The organism is Actinoplanes sp. NPDC026623, from assembly GCF_040638275.1.
Classification (GTDB): domain Bacteria; phylum Actinomycetota; class Actinomycetes; order Mycobacteriales; family Micromonosporaceae; genus Actinoplanes.
Genome location: NZ_JBEZXZ010000100.1, coordinates 15,409 through 31,527 on the forward strand (window position 1 = coordinate 15,409; position 16,119 = coordinate 31,527).

The 16,119-nt window shown below is 73.7% G+C and carries 16 protein-coding genes; 9 read left to right on the plus strand and 7 right to left on the minus strand.

All coding sequences use genetic code 11. From position 1 onward, the window contains the following. Positions 1 to 2 precede the first annotated feature (2 nt). On the minus strand, positions 3 to 1,853 hold the full coding sequence (locus AB0F10_RS26310) for a sigma-70 family RNA polymerase sigma factor (protein ID WP_360630316.1): 1,851 nt from the start codon (positions 1,851 to 1,853) through the stop codon (positions 3 to 5). 219 nt (positions 1,854 to 2,072) lie between these two features. Here AB0F10_RS26310 and AB0F10_RS26315 point away from each other — a divergent pair, with 219 nt between their 5' ends. The 3 genes from AB0F10_RS26315 (at position 2,073) to AB0F10_RS26325 (ending at position 3,952) form a co-directional block, all read left to right on the plus strand. Next, positions 2,073 to 2,483 carry an ATP-binding protein gene (locus AB0F10_RS26315; RefSeq protein WP_360630319.1) on the plus strand — a complete coding sequence of 137 codons (411 nt, stop codon included), beginning with the start codon at positions 2,073 to 2,075 and terminating at the stop codon, positions 2,481 to 2,483. A 117-nt stretch (positions 2,484 to 2,600) separates the two neighbouring features. Beyond that, on the plus strand, positions 2,601 to 3,065 hold the full coding sequence (locus tag AB0F10_RS26320; protein ID WP_360630322.1) for a MarR family transcriptional regulator: 465 nt from the start codon (positions 2,601 to 2,603) through the stop codon (positions 3,063 to 3,065). A gap of 14 nt (positions 3,066 to 3,079) precedes the next feature. After that, positions 3,080 to 3,952, plus strand: coding sequence for an LLM class flavin-dependent oxidoreductase (locus tag AB0F10_RS26325; protein ID WP_360630325.1), 873 nt, complete (start codon positions 3,080 to 3,082; stop codon positions 3,950 to 3,952). 660 nt (positions 3,953 to 4,612) lie between these two features. Here AB0F10_RS26325 and AB0F10_RS26330 read toward each other — a convergent pair. After that, positions 4,613 to 4,963: an Lsr2 family protein gene (locus AB0F10_RS26330; RefSeq protein WP_360630328.1), complete on the minus strand. Its 351-nt coding sequence runs from the start codon at positions 4,961 to 4,963 to the stop codon at positions 4,613 to 4,615. A 255-nt stretch (positions 4,964 to 5,218) separates the two neighbouring features. Here AB0F10_RS26330 and AB0F10_RS26335 point away from each other — a divergent pair, with 255 nt between their 5' ends. Both AB0F10_RS26335 and AB0F10_RS26340 read left to right on the plus strand, forming a co-directional pair. Further along, the gene (locus AB0F10_RS26335; RefSeq protein ID WP_360630331.1) at positions 5,219 to 5,650 is read left to right on the plus strand and encodes a hypothetical protein; all 432 of its coding nucleotides are present in this window, start codon (positions 5,219 to 5,221) and stop codon (positions 5,648 to 5,650) included. Positions 5,651 to 5,655: 5 nt separating this feature from the next. Further along, positions 5,656 to 6,951: a serine hydrolase gene (locus AB0F10_RS26340; RefSeq protein WP_360630361.1), complete on the plus strand. Its 1,296-nt coding sequence runs from the start codon at positions 5,656 to 5,658 to the stop codon at positions 6,949 to 6,951. Positions 6,952 to 6,956: 5 nt separating this feature from the next. On the opposite strand, the gene AB0F10_RS26345 is transcribed toward AB0F10_RS26340, so the two are convergent. Then, positions 6,957 to 7,454 carry a DUF456 domain-containing protein gene (locus tag AB0F10_RS26345; RefSeq protein ID WP_360630334.1) on the minus strand — a complete coding sequence of 166 codons (498 nt, stop codon included), beginning with the start codon at positions 7,452 to 7,454 and terminating at the stop codon, positions 6,957 to 6,959. A gap of 244 nt (positions 7,455 to 7,698) precedes the next feature. Here AB0F10_RS26345 and AB0F10_RS26350 point away from each other — a divergent pair, with 244 nt between their 5' ends. Both AB0F10_RS26350 and AB0F10_RS26355 read left to right on the plus strand, forming a co-directional pair. Then, complete coding sequence (locus tag AB0F10_RS26350; protein WP_360630337.1) at positions 7,699 to 8,400, plus strand: PIG-L family deacetylase; 702 nt, start codon at positions 7,699 to 7,701, stop codon at positions 8,398 to 8,400. A 129-nt stretch (positions 8,401 to 8,529) separates the two neighbouring features. Continuing rightward, positions 8,530 to 9,444, plus strand: coding sequence for a sigma-70 family RNA polymerase sigma factor (locus AB0F10_RS26355; RefSeq protein ID WP_360630340.1), 915 nt, complete (start codon positions 8,530 to 8,532; stop codon positions 9,442 to 9,444). 51 nt (positions 9,445 to 9,495) lie between these two features. On the opposite strand, the gene AB0F10_RS26360 is transcribed toward AB0F10_RS26355, so the two are convergent. Next, positions 9,496 to 11,835: an ATP-binding domain-containing protein gene (locus AB0F10_RS26360; protein WP_360630364.1), complete on the minus strand. Its 2,340-nt coding sequence runs from the start codon at positions 11,833 to 11,835 to the stop codon at positions 9,496 to 9,498. 183 nt (positions 11,836 to 12,018) lie between these two features. Here AB0F10_RS26360 and AB0F10_RS26365 point away from each other — a divergent pair, with 183 nt between their 5' ends. Beyond that, on the plus strand, positions 12,019 to 12,537 hold the full coding sequence (locus AB0F10_RS26365; protein ID WP_360630343.1) for a hypothetical protein: 519 nt from the start codon (positions 12,019 to 12,021) through the stop codon (positions 12,535 to 12,537). A gap of 34 nt (positions 12,538 to 12,571) precedes the next feature. On the opposite strand, the gene AB0F10_RS26370 is transcribed toward AB0F10_RS26365, so the two are convergent. Continuing rightward, a complete protein-coding gene (locus AB0F10_RS26370; RefSeq protein WP_360630346.1) occupies positions 12,572 to 13,426 on the minus strand; it encodes a sigma-70 family RNA polymerase sigma factor in 855 nt (284 codons plus the stop codon). A gap of 248 nt (positions 13,427 to 13,674) precedes the next feature. On the opposite strand from AB0F10_RS26370, the gene AB0F10_RS26375 reads away from it, so the two are divergent. Continuing rightward, positions 13,675 to 15,183, plus strand: a complete 1,509-nt coding sequence (locus AB0F10_RS26375) for a DEAD/DEAH box helicase (protein WP_360630349.1) — start codon at positions 13,675 to 13,677, stop codon at positions 15,181 to 15,183. Between the two features lie 78 nt (positions 15,184 to 15,261). Here AB0F10_RS26375 and AB0F10_RS26380 read toward each other — a convergent pair whose 3' ends face one another. Next, positions 15,262 to 15,789 (minus strand): YceI family protein, encoded by a 528-nt coding sequence (locus tag AB0F10_RS26380; RefSeq protein ID WP_360630352.1) that lies wholly within the window; start codon positions 15,787 to 15,789, stop codon positions 15,262 to 15,264. Between the two features lie 41 nt (positions 15,790 to 15,830). Next, on the minus strand, positions 15,831 to 16,119 hold a 289-nt coding region (locus AB0F10_RS26385; protein ID WP_360630355.1), incomplete at its 5' end, for a LuxR C-terminal-related transcriptional regulator.

The window sequence follows — 16,119 nt, forward strand, 5'->3', positions numbered from 1 at the left end:
CCCTATCTCTCGATGCCCTGTCCGGCGGCCCGGTACGCCTTGCCCGCCTCGGTCGGCGTCGACGCGTCCCGGTAGAGGCCGAAGTCGACGCTGTCGCCGACGGCGGGCAGGCCGAACCAGGCGTACCGCTCGACGTAGGAGCGTTTCTGCATCCCGGCGGTCGTGCCCTTGATGAACGCCGCCTGCCGCGCGCCGCTCGGGTACTTCGGCGCGCCGGTGAAGTTGATGAGGCCGTACTCGGTGACCCAGATCGGCAGGTCGTACCTGGCGTGCACGGCGTCGACGTAGCCGAGGAACTGGCCGACCGCGGCGTCGCTGAAGTCGGAGCCGTACCAGTGCAGGGTGATGAAGTCGACGCGCAGGTTCCTGGACCTGGCGCCCTTCATGAAGCGGTCCAGCCAGCCGCCCGCGGTGTCCCCGCCGTACGCGACCGCGGGGCTGCCCAGCCGCATGCCGGTGGCCTGCAGCTTGGGCCAGGCGGCGAGGGCGTCATCGACGCTCATGTCGGCCTGCCCGGCCATGTCCGGCTCGTTGAAGCCGAGCAGCACCTCGCCCTCCCGCTTCGCCTTGGCGAAGGTCGCGGCGGTGGCGTTGGCCCGGCCCCAGATCATCGGGACGAACTCGACGCCCGCGGGCCCCGGCATGGTGTCGTCGTCCGGCGACCAGTTGTAGTACCAGCCCGCGCCGACGTCGCTCAGCGCACCCTTGATCCCGTCGAACCGCCAGGTGCCGACGCCCTTCTTCGCCGAGTCACGGGCGGGCGGCAGCGGCACCGCCGGCGCCCTGGTCGTCGTCTTCGACGGCGAGGGCTGGGCGGACGGCGACGCCGAGGTGGTGGCGGGCGCCGGCAGGGACAGCCGCGGCGCGGGCGCCGAGGCCGACACCAGCGGAGTCGCGCCGGCCACCGGGTCCTCGCCGCCGGTGTACACCACCGCGGCCGCGCCGGCCCCGGCCACCGCGCCGGTGGCCAGCAGGGCGGTCAACACCCGCCGGCCGACGCCGGCGCCGCCCTTGACCGCGACCTTGGCGGCGAGTGCCTTGCCCGACGTCGCGGGCGGGCCGGCGTGGGCCACACCGAGGGACGCCAGGCCTTTGCCGAACGCGTGCGGCAGCGGCACGAGCGCCATGCCGGCCAGCAGCCGCTCCGCCGCCACCAGCCCCGACCAGGCCGGCGAGCACTGCCGGCAGTCCCGGGTGTGCCGGGCGATGCGCTTGCGCCAGAGCGGGCCGGGCCGGGCGTCCCAACCGGCGGTGACCAGGCCGAGCTCCGGGCAGGGCGGCGTCGCCGCCAGCGCCCGCACGACCACCCGGGCCGTCTCCAGCTGGCCCTTCATGCGCTGGATGCGGACCGCGGCGTGCTGCCGGGTCACCTCGATCGCCGAGACGATCTCGTCGCGGGTGAGCTCGCCGGACGCCTCCAGCCACCACAGCGAGAGCAGTTCGCGGTTGTCCTCGTCCAGCCAGCGGGTCGCCTCGGCGGTCTCCCGGCGCTGGCCGGCCAGCTCGAGGCGGGTGATCGCCAGGTCGGTGAAGTCGGCGCCCGGGTCGCGGAGGTCGTCGGGCAGCAGCACGTCCGGCGCCGACCGGCGCATCCGGTAGCGCTCGCGGACCTGTCGCACGGTGATCGCCACGAGCCACGACCGGAACGCCTCGGGGTCGCGCAGGTCACCGAGGTTGCGCAGCACCCGGAGCATGGTGTCCTGCACGACGTCGTCGACGTCCGCGTGCCCGTCCAGGGCCCGGCCGACGATCGTGTACACCAGCGGCAGGTACCCGGCGACGAGGCGATCGACCGCGGCCGGGTCGCCCGCGCGGGCGGCGACCACCGTCGCGGTGTCCGGTTGAAACGCCATGGGTGTCGTGACCTCTCCGTGAGGTGTCGATCATTGCTCGGACTCGGCCTTTTGCCGACCACGGGGAGGGAGACCGGCCGAACGGCCCGCGATAACAGAAACTTCGGACGTCCGGTTCCGGGAGCCGGCGACGCGATCTCGGCCACAGCACGATTAGCCCCGGACCTGAGTGGGCACACAGGGTGGTCACGGCCGAACCAGCGAGGGGGCGCAAGCCGCATGCGTATCTCGGTACGTCTCAATCTGCCCCGCGAGGCCGACAGTGTGCCGACGGTCCGCAGGCTGCTGCGCTGCGCGCTGTCGATGTTCCACGTGCCGCGCGACGACCGCGCCGATCTGGAACTCGCGCTGACCGAGGCCTGCGCCAACGTGGTCGAGCACGCGGCGGGCGCCGACGGCATCGAGGTCAGGCTCGACCTCGCGCCGGACCGTTGCGCGATCGACGTGGCCGACAACGGGCCGGGCTTCGACGCGGCCGCGGTGGCCCCGCCGGACCGCGGCGACGACCGTGGACGCGGCCTGCTGCTGATCAAGGCGCTGAGCGACAACGTCCGGATGCAGTCGACCCCGCGCCGCGGCAGCCTGATCCACTTCGAGAAGTCGTTCGCGCTCGCCGCGGGCTCCGGCTAGTGGTACCCGTGCGGTGAATCCGGCAGGCCGGCCGCGCCGATCCGGACACGCCTGCGGGCCGCCGGCCAGGCGGTGGGTACGGTGACGCACACAGTTCCCCACACACAGAGGACCGGCATGGAGCGCCTCACAGACGTCGCCGCGGCGGTGGAGTCGACGGTGGAGTCGCTGGTGGGCGTCCTGGAACGGGCCCGGCTGGCGCAGTCGCCGGTGGTGCCCCCGGCCCAGTTGCGCGTCCTCACGTTCCTCTCGCACAACCAGCACACCAACATGAGCCGCCTCGCGGAGGCGCTCGACGTGGTCGCCTCGTCGGCGAGCCGGCTCTGCGACCGTCTGGAGGCGACCGGGCTGCTGCGCCGGGTGCCGGACCCGCGGGACCGGCGTGAGGTCCGGCTGCTGCTCACCCCGGCGGCCCGGACCCTGCTGGAGGAGTTGCGGGACCGCCGCCGCGCGGCCCTCGCCGAGGTGCTGGAGCGGATGAGCCCGGCCCGCCGCGCCGACCTGGTGGTCGCCCTCGAGGCCTTCGACGTGGCGGCCGACCCCGGGGCCGCCGGTGGCGAGCAGGGCCTGCGATCGGCGTGAGGTAGCGTCCTGAAGTGCGCATCGGCATCGTGATCCTTCCCGACCAACGCTGGTCCGTGGCCTCCGCCCGCTGGCGCCGCGCCGAGGAGTACGGCTTCGACCACGCCTGGACGTACGACCATCTGGGCTGGCGTGACCTCGTGGACGGGCCGTGGTTCGACGCGGTTCCGACGCTGACCGCGGCGGCCATGGTGACCGGGCGGATCCGGCTCGGCACGTTCGTGGCCTCGCCGAACTTCCGGCACCCGGTGCACTTCACCCGGGAGATCACCGCGCTGGACGACATCTCGCAGGGCCGGCTGCTGCTGGGCGTCGGCGCGGGCGGCATCGGATACGACGCCGAGGTGCTGGGCCTGGCCGAGTTGACCCCGCGCCGCCGGGTGGACCGGTTCGCGGAGTTTCTGGACCTGCTCGACCGCCTGCTGGGCAACGACCGCGTCGACTTCGCCGGCGACTACTACCGGGCGGTCGACGCCCGCAGCACCCCCGGCCCGACGCAGAGCCCCCGGCCGCCCCTGGTGGTCGCGGCGAACGGCCCGCGCGCCCTGCGCCTGGCCGCCCGGTACGGCGACGGCTGGGTGACCACGGGCGCGCAGGCCGTCGACGACGCGGAGGCCTGGTGGCGCTCGGTGGCCGAGGTCAGCGCCGCCTTCACCGAGGCCGAGGCGCAGGCGGGCCGCACCCTCGACCGCTATCTCAACCTGGATTCGTCGCCGGTCCTCTCGCTGAGCAGCCCGGAGGCCTTCGCGGACGCGGTGGGCCGGGCGGCGCGGCTGGGCTTCACCGACGTGATCACGCACTGGCCGCGGGCCGACGGCTGGTATGCCGGCGACGAGAAGGTGCTGGAAATGGTCGCACCGATGCTGCCGGAACTGCGTACTTTCTAAGCCGCGGCGGCGTGCTCGCCGCAATCCTTGCGGCCGGCCCATTCCCGCGCCCCGGCGGCCCTTTCCCTGGCGGGGGCGCCGCGCCGGATCGGCGCGGTGCGCAACCCACCGCCGGGCAGCAATCCGGTACCACTACCGCCGCCGGCGGCCCGCCCCGCGCCGCGACGGCCCGGTTACGGCGTCACTGTGCCGCGGTGGGCTTTCCCGCCCGGCTCGGACTTTCCGCCCCAGCCGGCCCATTAGGTACGCCGGACCGTCCCCTATGCGCCACGCTGGGCAATGATTTAAACACTCTGGGCCATCGGTCCGCGCGGCGGCCGGGCTTAACGGACCGTCGCCTCGGCTTAACACTCGTGACGGCTTTCCCGGCCTTAGCCGACGGGCCTTTCCTGAACCGATCCCGGCTCTTTGCGCGCGCGTCCGGTCCTTTGCGGCCCGGGCCGGTGCCGGCCTTGGCGGGTTCACGCCACGATCGCGCGGCGGCGATATGCCCAGGGCGGACTCGCGCCAGCAACCGGGCGACCGGGTCCGTTCTCGGCGGACTCGCCGGGTCGGTGCCCGCCGGGGTACGGCGTCGTATTCGTTGTTCCGGTGGCCGGACACGACGCATCGACCGCCGGCATTTGCCGCGCGGTCGATGCGATCAGGGCCTGCCCGCGGTCAGCGGCCGTGCGCCGCCCGGTAGGCGCCGCTGACGCTCTGCGGAATGCGGCCACGCTCGGAGATCTGGTGCCCGTGCTCGGCCGCCCACTCCCGGATCAGCCTGTTCTCGTCGCGGCTGCCGGCCGTGCGCGTGCCACTCGCCGGGCGGCCCGGGCCCCGCCCGGAACCACCGCGAGCGATACGGGTGCCCGCGTTGATGAACGGATCCAACGCCTTACGGAGCTTGCCGGCATTGGCCTCGGAAAGGTCGATGGTGTAGCTCGTCCCATCGAGGCTGAACTCGACCGTCCGGTCGGCCGGCTTTCCGTCGAGGTCGTCGATGAGGGTGGTGATTACCTGCCGCGCCATAACGACTCCTGACGTAATCCGAAGAACCGCGCTCAGTCTCGCCTGTCACGACTCCGCGCGCAACAGTTCTCCCGGATTTCACAGAATATCGGCGACTCGGGGCAATTAGCGGCCGGCCTTCACTAATTGCGACCTTGCTATTCCCCGGTGGAATCGCCGCCGGCCGGAGATCCGCGATGGGCGGCGAGCTAAACCCGGGTGGCCGAGCTAAACCCGGGTGGCTGAGTGCGCCCGGATGCCGTTAGGGTCGTCGCCATGGACGCCGACGACGACCGGGCCGGCTGGCACGAGCAGCGCCGGCAGGCCGTCGCGGGCCACGCCGCCGCGTTCGAGGCCGGCCGCGCCGCGGAGGCCGAGCAGGCCGGCCGGCTGCTCGCCGACTTCGTGCGCTCGGCCGCCGAGCGCGGCGTGGCGCCCGTCCTGCTCCGGGCCCGGTCGTTCGACGGCCGCGCAACCTACCGGACGCGCCTGCGCGGCTGGTACCTGAAGGCGAACCACTCGGTCGCCGTTGGCGAGGACGGCGGCTTCTACGTACTGACCGTGCCCTCGTCGCTGCGGGCCCGCTTCACGGGCGCCGAGGTCTCCCCCAGCACGCCCCGGCTGATCGTCGGCGCGGGCGGCGGCGACGGCGAGACAATGCCCCTGGCGGAGCTGCTGCGACGCCGGCTCGATTCGGAAGTTCGGTGACCTTGATGCGGGGCTACACCCCTCCCACGACTCGACGACGCGTCGTGGCGGCCCTGGCCGCGGCGGTGACCGCCTTCGCGGCGGCGGCCGCCCTGCCCGGCCCGGCCGATGCGGCCCAGCCCGCCGCTCGCAAGGTGGAGACCATCCCCTGCCCCCGGCCCACGGTGAAGCCGCCCAAGGGCCGCCCCGCCCGGCCCATCCCGCCGAAGGACGACCCGGTGCTGCGCGCGGTCGGCGGCGACGGCCTCGCCACCGACGGCCTCGTCGTCCCGGCGGGCAGCCCCCGGCCGCCCGCGCTGACCGCCACCAGCTGGCTGGTCGCCGACCTGGACACCGGCGAGGTGCTCGGCGGCTGCGGCCCGCACGTCTACGGCACCCCCGCCAGCGTGCAGAAGCTGCTGCTGGTGGCGACCGTCATGGACAAGCTCGACCCGAAGAAGGTCATCACCGTCACGCCCGGCGACCTCGACATCGAGCCGGGCAGCTCGGCGGTCGGCCTGCTCAAGGGCGGCCAGTACAACGTCTCGACGCTCTGGCTGGGCCTGCTGCTCAACTCCGGCAACGACGCGGCGAACACCCTCGCCCGCCTCGGCGGCGGCGCGGGCGGGCTGCCGGCCACGATCACGGACATGAACGCCGAGGCGAAGCGGCTGGGCGCGTACCAGACGCATGCGGTGACCCCGTCCGGGCTGGACGGGCCCGGGCAGTTCACGAGCGCCTACGACCTGGCGCTGATCGCCCGGTCCTGCTTCGCCAAGCCCGACTTCCGCAAGTACGCGCTGACCGAGACCGCCAAGATCCCCGCGCAGAAGAGGCTGAAGAAGGGCGGGTTCCAGATCCAGAACGAGAACAAGCTCATCTACAACTACAAGGGCGCGCTGGGCGGCAAGACCGGTTTCACCAAGCTGGCCCGGCACAGCTACGTCGGCGGGGCCGAGCGCAACGGCCGCCGCCTGGTCGCGACCGTGCTGGGCGCCGAGGCCGCGCCGCTGCGCGGCTGGCAGCAGGGTGCGGCGCTGCTGGACTGGGGCTTCTCGCTGCCCAAGGACGCCTCGGTCGGCAAGCTCGTCGCTCCCGCCAGCACCGACGCGCAGGTCACCTCCGCCGACTCGAGCGGCGCCGGGGCCGCGCCGGAGCAGGATCGGCCGGCCGCCGCGGCCGCGCGCACGTCGGCGGACCGCGGCCTGTCGCTCGGCATGGCCGCGGTGATCGCGGTGGTGCTCGCCGCCACCCCGCTGCAGCACCTCCTCACCCAGCGGCGCCGCCGCCGGGTGCCGCGGCGCACCGCGGTGCCCCGCTAGCCCGCTCAGGCCGCGATCAGGCCGAAGACCCAGATCACCGCGATGCCGAGCGCCGCGGCGAACTCCACCAGCAGCGACAGGCCGACCGCGGCCAGCGCCTGCCGGGTCGACGGCCAGGCCCGGGCGGGGCCGAGCCGCGCCCGCTCGGCGAGCCAGAGCCCGAGGATGAAGCCGAGCACCAGCCCCACCACCGGCACCACGAAGAAGCCGACGACGCCGAGCAGGGCGCCGGCGAGTATCGAGGACGTGGGCACGCCGGTGCTCTTGAGGCGGCGGCCGGGCCAGGCGTACTTCATCACCGTGCCGCCGACGGCGACCGCGGTGGCCAGTGCCAGCACCACCCAGCGGCCGGCGCCGCCGTCGCCGAGGACGGCCCAGAGCAGCACCGCCAGCCAGCACAGCAGCAGGCCCGGCAGCACCGGGATCACCACCCCCAGGATCCCGGCGAGCATGGCCACACCGGCGATCACGGTGACGGTGGTCCCGGTATCGGTCAGATCCATGCCGCCCAGCGTGCCGTAGCCGCGCCACAACCCTCAAGCCGCGATCACACCGGCCGATGGGGCTCGGCGTCGCCGAACCCCCTCGGCGGCGCCGAGCCACCGCGGAGGCCGAGATGCGTCGAGTCTTCTCAGTGAGCAGTTTTCAACCCGGCCCCGGGCCAGAGGGGTCCGGGCCGTCGACCGCCGCCGGGCGCTGCCGCCCGGGCCACGTCGAAAAAGGCTCAGTCCTGACCGGGCGGGCGGCATGACCCGCAGCGTGCTGGCCGTCGGCGCCCACCCCGGCGACATCGAGTTCGGCTGCGCCGGCACCCTGGCCGCGCACCGCGCCGCCGGTGACTCCGTCACCATGCTGGTGCTCACCTGCGACGGCCCGGACACCGCGCGCAGCAGGCAGGCGGAGGCCGCCGCGCGCGCCCTCGACTGCCTGCTCGTCTGGGGACCGCAGGCCGCCGAGCGCCGCTCCGGGGAGCGACGGGCGCTCAGCCGCGGCCCGGCGGACCGCCGCACCCACCGCCAGCGCGCCGACCAGCTCTGGGGATCCGGCCCGGTCACCCCCGACGGAATGACCGTCGCCGCCATCGAGAACGTGCTCACCGGCGTCGACGCCGACGTGATCTACGTGCACGCGCCCGACGACGCCGACACCGAGCACCGGGCCGCCGCCGTGGCCACGCTCGCCGCCGCCCGGCACAGCGGCCGCATCCTGCACTACGCCGTCGACTCGACCCTGAGCTTCGCACCGGCGTTGTTCGTCGACATCTCGCCCTACCTGGTACGCAAGCTGGCCGCGCTCGCCGCGGCTCCGCACCCGGTCGATCCCGAGCTGCCGACCGGCACGGCCCGGCACTTCGGCGCGCAGGCCCGGGTCCGCTACGCGGAGGCGTTCGCGCCGGCCCGCTTCGTGTGGGACCTGGCGACGGCGGACCTCCCCGCAAGGGCGACTTGAGCGAATGAGACGAAGCAACCAGGCGGCAACGCTGCGCCACCGTGACGCGCACCCGTAGTCACCCAGAGTTTCCCCTTGTCAGCCGGTGGGCCACCCGCCGCGGGCCACCGACAAACACGGGGGATTCAGATGACCAGCACCATGACGACCGCTGCCGACACCACTGCCGACAACGCGACCACCGTGCCGGCCCTGTCCGTCGCCGAGCAGGAGGAGGCGATCCGCACCAACATGCCGCTCGTCGGCCACCTGGTGCGCGACATGCTCTCCCGCATCCCGAACCACATCCACCGCGACGACCTCACCAGCGCCGGCCTGCACGCGCTGGTGACCGCCGCCCGCGGCTGGGACCCGACCCGCGGCATCCCGTTCAACCGCTTCGCGACGACCCGCATCCGGGGCGCGATCCTCGACGAGCTCCGCTCGCTGGACTGGGCGACCCGCTCGGTGCGCACCAAGGCCCGCATGACGGACACCACCCGCCAGCAGCTGACCACCACGCTGGGCCGTACGCCGACGAACGAGGAGCTGGCGCAGGCGCTCGGCACCACCACCACGGACCTGCACCAGACCGACAACGACGTGCAGCGCGCGACCGTGCTGTCGCTGCAGGGCTTCACCACCAGCAGCGCCGACGACCTGGTCACCGAGCGCACCCCGGGCCCGGAGGACATGCTGATCCGCCGCGAGCAGATCGGCTACCTGCACCACGCCATCGAGTCGCTGCCGGAGCGCCTGCAGACCGTCGTCACCGAGTACTTTCTCAGGGAGCGGCCGATGGCCGACATCGCCGCCGACCTGGGCGTGACCGAGAGCCGGATCAGCCAGCTGCGCGCCGAGGCGCTGTCGCTGCTCAAGGACGGCCTCAACACGCACCTCGACCCCGAGCTGGCGCCGGACCCGGCGAACCCGGAGAGCATCGTCGCGCGCCGCCGCGCCAGCTACTACGCGGCGATCGCCGGCAACACCAACCTGCACTCGCGCCTCGCCCTCACCAACGCGCAGGGCATGGTCCCGCAGACCACCCAGCGTCCGGCTGCCTGAGAAACAGACGATGCAGGGCCGGCGCGATCGCGCCGGCCCTTTTCGTGCCCGTCAGGCCAGGGCGTTGAGGACCTTCGGCAGGTCGGCGGTGTGCAGCACGCCGAGCGCGAGGGTCGAACGGGTCACCGCCACGTAGAGGTCGCTCAGGCCGCGCGGGCTCTCGGCGACGATCTGGTCCGGCTCGACCACGAGCACGCTGTCGAACTCCAGGCCCTTCGCCTGCCGCACCGTCATCAGCACGATGTGGTTGAGCAGGTCGGGCTGCTCGCCCACCGCCGCCTCCGGGATCGCGGCGGTCAGCTCGCGGCCGAGCGCGTCCTCGAGCGCCGCCGGCACCAGGACCCCGACGCGCCCGCCCGCCACGCGGGCCGCCTCCCGGCGTACCGCGGTGATCAGGTCCGTGGCCAGCGCGCCGGGCCGCACCCGGGCCGCCCACGGCTCAACGCCGGCCTCCCGCACCGACCGCGGCGGCCGCAGCGACGGGTCGACCGCGGCGAGCACGTCCGCGGCCACCGTCATCACCTCCGCCGGGGTGCGGTAGTTGACGGTGAGCTCGGCCAGCCGCCAGCGCTGGGCGACATACGGCTCGAAGACCTGCTCCCAGGTGGTGGTCCCGGCCAGCTCGCCGGTCTGCGCCACGTCGCCGACCACGGTCATCGACCGGCTCGGGCAGCGGCGCATGAGCAGCCGCCAGGCCATCGGCGACAGCTCCTGCGCCTCGTCGACGATCACGTGGCCGAAGACCCAGTTGCGGTCCGCGGCCGCGCGCTCCGCCGCGGTCCGGGTGTCGATCACCTCGTGGCGCTCGACGAAGGCGCTCGCGTCGACGACGTCGATCGCGGAGAGCACCTCCTCCTCCTCGTCCTCGAAGTCGAGCGAGCGGGAACCCTCGACGATCTCGAGCACGCCCTCGGCGTACTCGATCGCCTGCTCGCGCTCGCGGGCCACGGCCCGGGCCCGCAGGGTGTCGTCGACGCCGAGCAGCTCGGCCAGCTCGTCGAGCAGCGGCACGTCGGCAGGCGTCCAGCCGGCCCCGCGGTCGCGCAGCAGCAGCCCGCGCTCCTCGTCGGTGAGCCCGGGCGCGGCCGAGGCCAGCCGGCCGGCGTCGCTGAGCAGATCGCGCAGCACCTGCCGCGGGGTGAGGATCGGCCACAGGTCGAAGAGGGCGGCCTGCACGTCCGCGTCCTCGCGCAGCTCGCGGCGGGTCTCGGCGAGGTCGGCCTCCTCGAGCAGGTTGTCGCCGCCGAGCGGGTCGGCGCCGATGCGCTCGGCGATCTGCAGCGACAGGGTGTGTATGACCGCGGTCACGAAGATCGACCGGGCCAGGTTGTGCGGGCGCTCGGCGCTGCGGGCCTCGGCGCGGGCGTCCTCGCAGACCGCCCGCTCGATGCGCAGCGGGAAGCCGTCGTGATCGACCTCGACGTAGTCGTCCGGCACCTCCTGCCGGTCGGCGACCGCGGCGGCGAGCACCTCCAGCATGTCCGTGCGGCCCTTGAGCGCGGCCGCGGCCGGCGCCTCGGCGCCCCGGGCGGTCACCCCCGGGAACATGTCGCCGAGGGTGGCGAGCAACACACCGGTCTCGGCGAGCGAGGGCAGCACCTGTGAGATGTAGCGCAGGAACGTCGCGTTCGGCCCGAGGATGAGCACGCCCTGCTTGGTGAGCTGGGCGCGGTAGGTGTAGAGCAGGTAGGCGGCGCGGTGCAGCGCCACGGCGGTCTTGCCGGTGCCGGGCCCGCCCTGCACCACGAGGACGCCCGGCAGCGTGGCGCGGATCACCTCGTCCTGCTCGGTCTGGATCGTCTCGACGATGTCGCGCATGCGCCCGGTGCGGTGCGCGGTCAGCGCGGAGAGCAGCGCGGCCTCGCCGGTGACGTCCTCCCGGCCGCCGGCCGCGCCGGCCGCCAGGTCCAGCACCTCGTCGTCGATGCCGGTCAGCTCGCGGCCCCGGGTACGCAGGTGGCGCCGGCGGGTCACCCCCTCGGGGGACACTGCGGTGGCGAGGTAGAACGCCCGGGCCGCGGGGGCCCGCCAGTCGACGAGCAGCGGATCCTGCCCGCGGTCCTCGGCGAAGAGCCCGATCCGGCCGATGTAACGCGGATTGTCGGCGGCGAAGTCGAGGCGGCCGAAACACAGACCATTCTCGACCGCATTCATCTGGGCGAGTTGTTCGGCCCAGTGGCTTCGGGTCGCCTCCCGCTGGGAGCGGCCCTGCGGCGTGCCTCCCGCCTCGAGCAGAATCGCCCGCAGCCGCTCGTCGGCCTGCTCACGCAGCAGGTCGAGGCGGGCGTAGAGCGTCGCGAGGTAGGCCTTTTCAGACTCGATGTCGTCGTTCCGCAGTGTTTCCGTACTGCCGGCGGAGCTTGACAAAGCTACTCCTTGTTGTGGTAGCATTCCGAGGTCAGCCACCCTTTGAGGTGGCTTTTTTCGTCCTATGGAAACGCTCAGAATAGCCGATGTCTATGTCGAGCGGCGACACGGTCACCAGGGTTACGGGCCGGCCGGGCAAGTGTAAGGAATCCGTCACCACGGCCCCTCGCCCGTTACGCCGAGCGGCACATCGACATTAAGCGGTGCATGAACCGCAGCCACCCGTTCCGACGCTTCGGCGCGCTGGCGATCATCGCCGCCGCCGCACTCACCTTCACCGCCGCCTGCTCCGACGACAAGGCCGACGCCCCCGCGGGCAACGCCGCCGCGGCAGCACCCGCCGGTCCCGAGGCCAAGACCATCGAGGGTGCCAAGGCAGCCGCGCAGACCGTGTTCGACCGCTTCAGCGGCGGCGACTTCGCCGGCGCCTGGGAGTTGTACACCGCGGCCGGCAAGAAGGCCATCAGCAAGGAAGACTACGTCAAGCTGAACACCGCCTGCTCCCGCAAGGGACTCGCCATCCAGCTCACCAGCGCACGCATGGACGGCCCCGACCGCGCGATCGTGATCGCGAAGCAGTTGGTCGCGGCGCAGTCCTACACCATGGTCTACGAGGCCGACGGCTGGAAGCTCGAGCCCGCCAAGGAGGGCCTGGCCGTCTACGCCAAGGGCGCCGACAAGGCGATCGCGGCCCAGAAGAAGGCCGGCACCTGCGCCAACGCGTAAACCCTTGCCTGAGGCCGGTCCATCGTGGCCGGCCTCAGGCGGCCACCGGCACCGGCAGCCCGTCCACGCGGGTGACCGCGAGCCGGTCCCGCAGGTCGCCGCGCGTGGCGATCTCGTCGAAGTAGGCCGACCGGCGCCGGGCGACGCAGCCCTCCTTGGCCGGGCTCTCGGCCGCCAGTGCCGGGTCCAGGTGCGTGTTGAGGCCGTCCTTCAGCAGCGTCAGCGCCTCCGCGCGCAGCTGTGACACCCGCGACTCGGTCACCCCGAGCTCGACCGCGATCTGCGCCATCGGGCGCTCGTCGAAGAAGTAGCCGGTGATGACCGCGCGCAGCCGCTCCGGCAGCACATCGACGGCGTGCCGCAGGTAGCCCAGCCGCTCCCGGCGGATCAGGATCTCCTCCGGGCCGGCGCTCGGCTCGGTCACCATGTCGTCCGCGCCGGCGGTGGCGAAGCCCTGCAGGCTGAACACCACCGCGCGCTGCACGTCGTCATCGGCCGACTCGACATCCTCGACCGAACAGCCCAGCCGGGCGGCCACCTCGGTGGCGGACGGCATCCGGCCCAGCTCGGCGGTCAGCTCCTGGCGGGCGCTGTCGGTGCGCCGGGCCCGCTGGCGCACCGAACGGCTGGCCCAGTCCAGGCCGCGCAGCTCGTCCAGCAGCGCGCCCCGTACCCGGGCGGCGGCGAAGCGGGCGAACGGAACGCCGCGCTCGTCGTCGAATCCACGGGCGGCCGCCACCAGGGCGGCGTACCCCGCGGAGAGCAGGTCGTCGCGATTCACGTGGGCGGGCACCCGGGCGAGCATCTCCCGCACCAGGTGGCCGACGAGCGGCATGTGCGCACGTACGACGTCCTCGCGACGACGGTCGAAGACAAGATCTCCGCTCATGGGGGTCACTCCTCGCAGCACCCGGCCGGCGGGGGGAGTCCGGCACTGAGGAGAAAGGTCGCCGTCCGCGGGTGCAGGACAGGTCACACACGGGTGCAGCGAGGTTGCAGCGGATCACCGCGTACACTTGATCTCGCGGCCCGCCCAGTTCTGCCTCGGGCCGCCTTTGGATCGACCACCACGCGCCGCGACCGTGTAGGTCTGCGCCGGGCAGGACGACCCCTTCAAACTTCGGAGTTCACACCTACATGTCCTCGTTCACCGACCTCGGCGTGCCCACCCAGCTCGCCGCGGCCCTTGCCGCCCGCGGCATCACCTCCCCCTTCCCGATCCAGGCCGCCACGCTGCCCGACTCGCTCGCCGGGCGCGACGTGCTCGGCCGCGGCCGCACCGGCTCCGGCAAGACGTACGCCTTCGTGCTGCCCGTCCTCGCCCGGCTCGCCGAGAGCAAGGCCCCCCGCCGCCCGATGCGGCCCCGCGCGCTGATCCTGGCGCCGACCCGCGAGCTCGCCACCCAGATCGAGGCGACCCTCGCCCCGCTCGCCGAGGGGCTCGGCCTGCGCACCCTCACCGTCTTCGGCGGCGTCGGCGCCAACCCGCAGATCCGCGGCCTCAAGGCCGGCGTCGACGTGCTCGTCGCCTGCCCCGGCCGGCTCGCCGACCACCTGCAGCAGGGTTACGCCAGCCTCGACTCGGTCGAGATCACCGTGCTGGACGAGGCCGACCACATGGCCGACCTCGGCTTCCTGCCGGTGGTCCGCCGGCTGATGGACGCGACGCCCCGCGAGGGCCAGCGCATGCTCTTCTCCGCGACGCTGGACGGCGGCGTGGACGTGCTGGTCAAGCGCTTCATGCACAAGCCGGTCACGCACCACGTCGACTCCGCGGCCGAGGCGCCGATCGAGATGGCGCACCACGTGCTGCACGTGCGCCACGACGACCGCTTCCCCGTGCTCGTCGACCTGGTGGCGGCGCCGGGCCGCACGGTCATCTTCACCCGCACCAAGCGCCGGGCGAAGACGCTCACCCGTCAGCTGGTCCAGGCGGGCGTGCCCGCGGTGGAGCTGCACGGAAACCTGGCGCAGAACGCCCGCAACCGCAACCTGTCGGCGTTCTCCGACGGCAGCGCGCAGACGCTGGTGGCGACGGACATCGCGGCCCGCGGCATCCACGTCGACGACATCGCGCTTGTCATCCACGCCGACCCGCCGGTCGAGCACAAGGCCTACCTGCACCGCTCCGGCCGTACGGCGCGGGCCGGCGCGCAGGGCACGGTCATCACGCTGATGACCGACGACCAGCAGAGTGACGTGCGCGACCTGACCCGCAAGGCGGGCATCAAGCCGACCACGTCGAAGGCCCGCCCGGGAGACGCCCTGCTCGCGCAGCTGGCGCCGGGCGAGCGCACGTTCAGCGCGCCGGTCTCCCCGGTGGCCGAGCCGGAGTCCGAGTCCACCGGCGGCGGTGGCGGTGGCCGTTCGCGGCGCCCCCGCGGGACGAGCCACCCGGCCGGCACCCGGACCGCCGGAGCCACCCGGGCCGCGGGCGGATCCCGCACCGGCGAGCAGCCCGCCCGGGCCGGCGGCCGTGGCCAGGGCGGCGGCGCCCGGACCCAGGGCGGTCACTCGCAGGGCGGCCACGCGCAGGGCGGGGCCCGCGGGCGCCGCGGCGGTGCCGGTTCCACCGCGGTGCACACCAGCCAGTCGTCGAGCGGCGGCGCGGCCGCCTTCTCGGCACGCAGCCGCGCGGCCCGCTGACCGAGATCGAACGTCGGAAGCCCGCCACGGCTTGACCGTGGCGGGCTTCTCCGTGTCATGGCCCGGGTGTCGCGCGGATCACCCCGCGCCGCCGGGCACCACCCGGCACTCGACGGTCACCCGGACCTGCCGGCCGATGATCGCGCGGCCCGCGGTCACGCCCGCGGCCACCCGATCGACAAGCGCCGTCGCCCGGAACCGGTAACCGTCGCCGGCCGGCGCGGCGTCCACCACCTCCAGGACCATCGGGGCGGAACCGCCGCGCACGCCGAGCACGCCGGTCAGCCGCCAGCCGTCTTCCGTACGGGTCAGGCCCGTGCTGCGGAACCCGATCACCGGGTACGCGTCCGCGGCCAGGAAGCGCCGGCCCCGGACGTCCTTGTCCCGCCGCTTGTCGTCGGTGGTGAAGCTGGCCGAGTCCAGCTCGGCGGAGGCCGTCGACTGCTCCGGTCTCGCGGCCACCACCACCGTGCCGGCGCGGATGGCGAAGGTGCCGTCGACCGGCTTGAGGCCGAAGACGTGGGTGGCCGTGAACCGCACGGACGAGGCGCGCGGGTCGATGCGGTAGGTGCCGGGCCGAACCTCGGTGTCCAGGTGAAGTGTCATGCCCCCGAGCCTCGCCGCACCGGCACCCGGCGCACTCAGTGCTACCGCTGAGAAACGGTACGTACCCACGAGGCCACCTGGGTCCGGTTGCTCAGCCCGAGCTTCGCCAGCAGGTTGCGCACGTGGGTCTCCACCGTGCGCTCGGAGAGCACCAGCATCGCCGCGATGGCCCGGTTGGCGAGGCCGTCGGCGACGAGGAAGGCGATCTCGCGCTCCCGGGCGGTCAGCGCGCCCGCTCCGGCGCGTACCCCCGCGGTCTCCTCGGCCAGGGCCGACGCCGACGCCGCGACGCCCGGCATGCCCATCCGGCGGGCGGCGGCCGCGGCCGCC